The following is a 6,532-nucleotide window of genomic DNA, read 5'->3' on the forward strand; positions in this document are numbered from 1 at the left end:
GACCCGGACAGTCCACGTGAGCATAGTGACGGTTCTCGGTTTGATACTCAATGTGGGCGGTGTTGATGGTGACCCCGCGAGCCCGCTCCTCAGGCGCGTTGTCGATCGAGTCGAACGAACGCTCCTGAGCCCAGCCCTTGGCGGCAAGAACCTTGGTGATCGCCGACGTAAGCGTCGTCTTGCCGTGATCGACGTGGCCGATCGTCCCGATGTTGACGTGCGGCTTGTCCCGAACAAACTTCTCTTTGGCCATTCCCAATCTCCTGGATCATTCCTGATGGATACCGGCTGCGGGCCGGATCCAAGTTGACTATGAAGAGCTCACGACCGGATTTGAACCGGTGACCTCGTCCTTACCAAGGACGCGCTCTACCGACTGAGCTACGCGAGCCTTCGGGGGTGAGTCCGATGTTACAAGATGCACGTCGCTCCGGCAATCGCTGGAACCTCGCCTGCTTGAGACTTAGGCCTGCGCCGGGGCGACGTCACGCCGGACCTTCGAGCGGGAAACGGGATTCGAACCCGCGACCCTCAGCTTGGAAGGCTGATGCTCTAGCCATCTGAGCTACTCCCGCACGGACGAGAGGCGCCATATTCCGAGAGCAAACGCCCCCGGCTCCACCGCTGGCGCTGCAGTGGGGAGAGGAGGATTCGAACCTCCGAAGGCATACACCGACAGATTTACAGTCTGTTCCCGTTGGCCGCTTGGGTATCTCCCCGCCTTCGGATATCCCGCGGCCCGGGTCGCGAGCCGGCGAAGGGATTTGAACCCCCGACCTGCTGATTACAAATCAGCTGCTCTACCGACTGAGCTACACCGGCCTCGTGGATATAGACTAACTAATATATATATTCACCTGGAACATGTCAAGCCATCACGAGCCAAAACATCACTCGATAACGACTCTCCCCCCTTTTCCTATCACCACCGACCGATTTCCGGCATCCTCAATGCGATAGCCTTGATCGAGCAGTTCCTTACGTAGTCGGTCAGATTCGGAGAACCGGCGCTGACGGCGATGATCAAGCCGCTCACGCACCATAGACTCTATCTCGCGCGGCAATGTTGCTACCCACGGCACCAGCACTCCCAATGCCCGGTCGAGGTCTTCCCACTGCGCCTGGATAGCCACACCTTCCGCCCGGCTGATCGGCGCTTCCTGCCCGATCCGGTGCACCTCACTCACCAGTTCGAAGAGCCCCGCTTGAGCACCAGAGATGTTCAGGTCATCGGCTAACGCCTTTGAGAATCGTTCCCGGCAGGTCTCAAGCGCCCGTCTAAGACCTTCGCGAACCGGCGCATTTCCACTTGAAGATAGCGCTTCGGAGTAAAGGGTATCAAGACGCGCCAGTGCCGCTTGAGACGCCTCGACTGCCGTATCGGTGAAGTTGAGTGTCTGCCGGTAGTGCGTCGAGAGCAGCGTCCACCTTAGCGCCCTCGGCGAGTGGCCCCGCGCCAGCAGATCCGAAAGTGTGTAGAAGTTCCCCGCCGACTTGGCCATCTTTTCGCCATCGACCAATAGATGTGCGCAGTGCATCCAGTAGCGAACGAACCGCTTCCCGGTCGCCACCACCGATTGGGCGATCTCATTCTCGTGATGTGGGAAGATGTTATCGACACCGCCGGTATGGAAGTCGAACTCCTCACCGAGATACTTCATCGACATCGCCGAGCACTCGATATGCCAGCCCGGTCGGCCCCTCCCGAATGGCGCATCCCAGACTACATCCCCATCCTCCGGCGACCAAGCCTTCCAGAGTGCAAAGTCCCGAAAGTCGCCCTTTTCCTCATACTCGTCGGCATCGATGCGGACCCCCCGCGCCAACCGCTCGAGGTTCATCCCCGACAGGCTGCCATAGTCCGGGAAGTCGGCTACCCGATAATAGACGGATCCATCCGCGATATAGGCAACCCCTTTATCAAGGAGTCGTTCGATCAATCCGATCATCTCCGGGATATGCGCTGTGGCGGATGGATAATGCTCGGCGCGCTCGATCCGGAGTGTCTCCAAATCGCGGAAAAATCGCTCGATAAAGGGTTGGGTGTAATCGGCGAGCGAAACTCCACTTTTGCGTGACTCACGGATAGTCTTATCATCGACATCGGTCAGGTTCATAACCTGCACGACCTCATAACCGAAGAACCTGAGCGTCCGGCGCAGTAAATCCTCAAAAACATACGCCCTCAGGTTGCCGATATGGGCGTCGGCATAGACCGTCGGGCCGCAGGTATATAACCGGACTCGGCCCGACTCAAGCGGCTCGAAGGGCACCCGACGCCTCTGACGGGTATCGTAAATGACCAATCCCGACCGGGCGTCAGTTGCCACCAGCATCTCCAGTCGGAAGGCCCCCCACCGCAGCCGAGCGCATAGCCAGGCGAATCCGACGGGCATAGTTGCCTACCGTTAGAATGGCGAGCGGCACAAGCAGGTATCCGATATAAAGAGATTGATTAATGCTCATGGTGTAGCCGATGATCATAAGCCCCGCCAGCACCATATAGGACTTGCCGAGGAAATCGGAAGGAAAGAGCGTCCCGGCACGGCGAAAAAGGCTGCGGTTCATAAGCGAGATGACGACATCGCGTCCTATCACCACTCCGGCAAGCCAAACCGGAGCATCCCTATGCCTGACGATCAGAATCATCGATGCGAGCGTCCATAACTTGTCAGCCGCCGGATCAAGAATCAACCCGAGCGGCGAAATCTGCTTCAACTTCCGCGCTGCGACACCGTCGGCATAGTCGGAGATATAGGAGAGAATCAGCAGCGAAAGGGTCATCCAATAGGCCGTCCTGGAGGGCTGGGAGTAGAGTATCCAAATCGGGATGATGAGGACAATGCGCGTCAAAGAAATCTGATTCGGCAGCAGCCTCATCTGGGCAAGCACTTTCGCGCGGTCGAAGTAGAACTGCTGACGGCTCTTGGTGAGGACTTTGACGTCGGACGGCGGACGTTTCACACGAACGCCCGAATCACATCTACGGCAAGAAGCGGCTGGCTCCGCAGCGCTGCAAGAAAGATATTCTTCAGACTCCGCTCAGCAGGCGCAAGCGCATTTATCTCGCGCGCGGTGCGATTGAGCGCATCGTCCGAAAGTTTGGTTACGCCCTCTTTGATACGATAAGCGCGCTGGTGCGGACGGACGATTTCATCTTCGAGACGGTGGTTATACTCCTGAAGGTCGCGCGCGGTGCGACGACCGGTCGCAGCCGCCTGCGCAGCTACCTGACCTGCGTGGAAGCCGGCTACCATGGCGGTGTAAATACCTCCTCCGGTGAGCGGATTGCAGTGCCGGGCCGCATCACCGGCAAGCAAGAGGCCATTCGCTATCGGATTCTTGAACGCCCGCGAGACCGGGACCCCCCCAGCCATTTCGCCGACGATAGAAGCGCCGGGATAATGGCGGTCAACAAAGTCCTTCAATTTCCGGTAGGCGGTTCCCGCTTCGGTATCCCTAACCACCACACCGATGCCGACGGCGGCAACGTTCTCACCTTTTGGGAAGACCCAGATGTAACCGCCGGGGGCAACTTCTTCTCCAAGATAGAAGTGACAGTAGCGAGCGTCGTAGTCGATACCTGCGAGGTAGAACTGGTAGGCGCTCTCAAGGTCTGCCGCGCGGATTTGGGTGTGCAGTCCGGCCCATCTTCCCACCCGCGATTCGACACCGTCAGCGCCGATGGTTACGGCTGCACGCACCCGGTGTCGCTTGCCGAAGCGGACGTAAGTAACACCGTCGACGAGATGGTCATCTAAGATTAGACTATCCACATCGGCCCGGGAGAGCACATCGGCGCCGGCTTCGGCAGCCAGTTCTGCCAGATATCGATCGAAGAGCGACCGTTCGAGAATGTAACCAACGCCATAATCACCCTCGACCGTGACCGGCGTCCCATTGGGTGCGTAGAGTATCACACCCTGGACGATCCGCGCCACCCAGCGATCCTGAATAGTAACGAACCGCGCCAGATTGCGCCCCGATATGCCCTCACCGCATCGCACAGGCGATCCTATCACCGGGTCGCGTTCAAGCAGAAGCGTCTTCGCACCGGCGTTAGCAGCACTGCGAGCCGCTAACGATCCTGCCGGACCGGCTCCGACTATTACGACGTCATAGGTGTCACCAGCCATTCAGAGGCCCGCTGCCATTGCCTTCGATGCCGCCCTCGTTCCAGGTTAACGCCTCAACCGGACAGGCCGGAATGCAGAAACCGCACTTGATACACTCCGGACCGATCACCCACAACTTTCGCTCGTCCATCGCGATGCAGTTCGCCGGACAGATGCCAACGCAGGCACCGCAAAGGTCGCATTGCCGGCTTCGCACAAGGATCGGCGGATCGGCTGCGATGTCGAGCCGGGCTTTGATTTTGGACAACTTATATGAACCTAATCGGAAAGCGAGGGATAAACGACACCGAATCGCTGACGATGGTACCATCTCGCGAGGGGGAAGTAAAGAGCGATGATCACCAGATAGACCGGAAAATACCAGCCTACCGCCAGCGACAACGTCAGAATGGAGAACTTGTTCCCTTTGACTGCCAGCACAATCGATCTTTGACGATGTGTGATGACAAGACTGACCAGTCCAATGAGCGCCGCCGGAATCGGCAGCCAGTCCCGGTTGAGCGCAGCAATCTGAGCCGATGCAAGAACGAGTAGTGCTGCCACGGAAACCGTCCTCCATTCGCCGTAGGCAACCGCAAAGGTCCGCTTGTTGTTGGCGCGGTCACCCTCAATGTCAGGCAGAGTCGTCAGGAGGCAGCCGGCGGCAAACGCTAATGTATAAGGAATCTCCTTCGTAATAGGCGCAGCCTCACCCGTAGCCAGGCTTCCAATTCGCAGCAACAACCAGCCTCCAATAAGTCCCGCCAACAGTCCGCTGAGGGGACGATTCTGCAAGGCAAAGGGACCAAAGTTGTAAAGCAATCCGGCAACGCCGAATATCGCTGCGATCCAAGGAAGGATCCCACCAAAACCTCCGGCCAGCAAGGTCGTAATGCCGATGACCGCAAGAACGATGCTCTCGGTAATAAGCGATTTGCGGCTGAAGTGTTCCTGCGCCACCAAAGGAAGTTTCTCGTTAGCCAGATCGCTGGCCCGGTCCTTCCACTGGTTAAGCAAATAGACCAGACCGGCGATAGACGAGAGTCCGACGATAAGCAAGGTCCAGCGTAACGGACCAAATGCCGCGGATCCGCTTGACAATTTCATCCCCGCCAGCATCATCGTCCAAAGCGGGAACATCAGCGTCGGGCGCAGGACAAAGAACCAGTCTAGCGCTGCCGGTGACAGTTCAGTTCCATTTGAAGGGGGATCGACTTAGCCGACGGGATGAGGGATGCTCTCCGCACCATTGACCGGTATGGGATAACGACCGGTGAAGCAGGCTGTGCAGTAGCCGCGTCCCTCACCCTGAGGTGCGGCAGCCAGCAATTCTTCCGGTGTCAAGTATTCAAGGCCGTCAGCCTCTATATAGCGCCCAATATCGGATATGCTCTGATCGTGCGCCGCCAGTTCCTCACGAGTCGGGAAGTCCATCCCATAGAAACAGGGTTCAATTATGGGGGGGGAACTGATCCGCACATGAACCGCCTCGGCGCCGGCGTTGCGCACGAGGCGCACCAATTTGCGCAATGTTGTCCCGCGAACGATGGAGTCATCGACGAGGACGATCCGCTTTCCCTTCAAGACCCCGGAAACGGGATTAAACTTCACCTTGGCACCGAAATCGCGCATCCGCTGCTCCGGCTCGATGAACGTCCGACCGACGTAGTGATTGCGGATGAGCGCGATCTCGAACGGCAATCCCGACTCGTGAGCGAACCCCAGCGCAGCAGTGTTCGACGAGTCTGGAACAGCGGTTACAAAGTCCGTCCCTTCTGGTGCCGGATGATGACGAGCTAACAGGTGCCCCAGACGACGCCGGGTCTTATCGACCATTTCGCCGAAAACCCGGCTGTCGGGACGGGCAAAATAGACGAACTCAAAGATGCAGTGCGCCCGCTCATCCGTCTGCGGAAGGTGATAACTGACCGGGCCGTCGGGGGTAAAATGGACGATTTCCCCCGGATCGACATCACGCTCGTAAGTCGCTCCCAACAGGTCGAGTGCGCAAGTCTCGCTCGCGACGATCCAGCCGCCCTCTTTTCGACCAATGGCAAGCGGCCTGAAGCCGAGCGGATCGCGAGCGGCAAATAGACCCTCCCGTGTCAGGATGGCAAGCGACCAGGCGCCCTTCACCATCGATAACGCTTCGGCAAGCCGTGCCACAGTGTCATGCGCTTTCGACTTGGCAAAGAGATGCAGGAAGAGTTCGCTGTCGCTCGTGGTCCGAAAGAGCGAGCCCTCGTTTTCGAGAAACTGACGCAATGACTGGTAATTGACCAGATTCCCGCTATGGGACATCGCAATCGGGCCGGAGCGGGTTTCGACGAGCAGCGGCTGGACATTCTGAGCGCTCGAAGGTCCGGTCGTCGAATAGCGGTTATGCCCGATGGCATGCTCGCCCGGCAGCCGACTCA

At 58.3% G+C, this 6,532-nt stretch carries 7 protein-coding genes and 4 tRNA genes; all 11 read right to left on the reverse strand.

The window, feature by feature from the left end; all coding sequences use genetic code 11:
• Window positions 1-253, reverse strand: a 253-nt coding sequence (locus tag FJY67_10730) for an elongation factor Tu (protein ID MBM3329926.1), incomplete at its 3' end; no start/stop codon positions are given.
• A gap of 65 nt (window positions 254-318) precedes the next feature.
• Window positions 319-391: transfer RNA gene (locus tag FJY67_10735), tRNA-Thr, on the reverse strand.
• 107 nt (window positions 392-498) lie between these two features.
• Window positions 499-575: transfer RNA gene (locus tag FJY67_10740), tRNA-Gly, on the reverse strand.
• Window positions 576-636: 61 nt separating this feature from the next.
• Window positions 637-719, reverse strand: a tRNA-Tyr gene (locus FJY67_10745).
• Between the two features lie 30 nt (window positions 720-749).
• Window positions 750-822 (reverse strand) — tRNA-Thr (locus FJY67_10750).
• A 68-nt stretch (window positions 823-890) separates the two neighbouring features.
• Window positions 891-2,336, reverse strand: coding sequence for a cysteine--tRNA ligase (locus tag FJY67_10755; protein ID MBM3329927.1), 1,446 nt, complete (start codon window positions 2,334-2,336; stop codon window positions 891-893).
• The gene (locus FJY67_10760) at window positions 2,320-2,964 is read right to left on the reverse strand and encodes a CDP-alcohol phosphatidyltransferase family protein (protein ID MBM3329928.1); all 645 of its coding nucleotides are present in this window, start codon (window positions 2,962-2,964) and stop codon (window positions 2,320-2,322) included. Before FJY67_10760 ends, FJY67_10755 begins: the two co-directional genes overlap by 17 nt.
• Window positions 2,961-4,136 carry an NAD(P)/FAD-dependent oxidoreductase gene (locus tag FJY67_10765; protein MBM3329929.1) on the reverse strand — a complete coding sequence of 392 codons (1,176 nt, stop codon included), beginning with the start codon at window positions 4,134-4,136 and terminating at the stop codon, window positions 2,961-2,963. The genes FJY67_10760 and FJY67_10765 overlap by 4 nt, the downstream gene beginning before the upstream one ends.
• A complete protein-coding gene (locus FJY67_10770) occupies window positions 4,126-4,446 on the reverse strand; it encodes a hypothetical protein (GenBank protein ID MBM3329930.1) in 321 nt (106 codons plus the stop codon). Before FJY67_10770 ends, FJY67_10765 begins: the two co-directional genes overlap by 11 nt.
• On the reverse strand, window positions 4,395-5,255 hold the full coding sequence (locus FJY67_10775; GenBank protein MBM3329931.1) for a hypothetical protein: 861 nt from the start codon (window positions 5,253-5,255) through the stop codon (window positions 4,395-4,397). The genes FJY67_10770 and FJY67_10775 overlap by 52 nt, the downstream gene beginning before the upstream one ends.
• A gap of 75 nt (window positions 5,256-5,330) precedes the next feature.
• A partial coding sequence (gene purF, locus FJY67_10780; GenBank protein ID MBM3329932.1) for an amidophosphoribosyltransferase occupies window positions 5,331-6,532 on the reverse strand: 1,202 nt, incomplete at its 5' end.

It is taken from the genome of Calditrichota bacterium (assembly GCA_016867835.1).
Classification (GTDB): Bacteria; Electryoneota; AABM5-125-24; order Hatepunaeales; family Hatepunaeaceae; genus VGIQ01.

Bases quoted from the DNA above. Each gene is read 5' to 3' on its own strand.
- FJY67_10755 (MBM3329927.1), bottom strand. From the start codon at position 2,336: ATGCTGGTGGCAACTGACGCCCGGTCGGGATTGGTCATTTACGATACC.
- FJY67_10765 (MBM3329929.1), bottom strand. From the start codon at position 4,136: ATGGCTGGTGACACCTATGACGTCGTAATAGTCGGAGCCGGTCCGGCA.
- FJY67_10770 (MBM3329930.1), bottom strand. From the start codon at position 4,446: ATGGTACCATCGTCAGCGATTCGGTGTCGTTTATCCCTCGCTTTCCGA.
- FJY67_10775 (MBM3329931.1), bottom strand. From the start codon at position 5,255: ATGTTCCCGCTTTGGACGATGATGCTGGCGGGGATGAAATTGTCAAGC.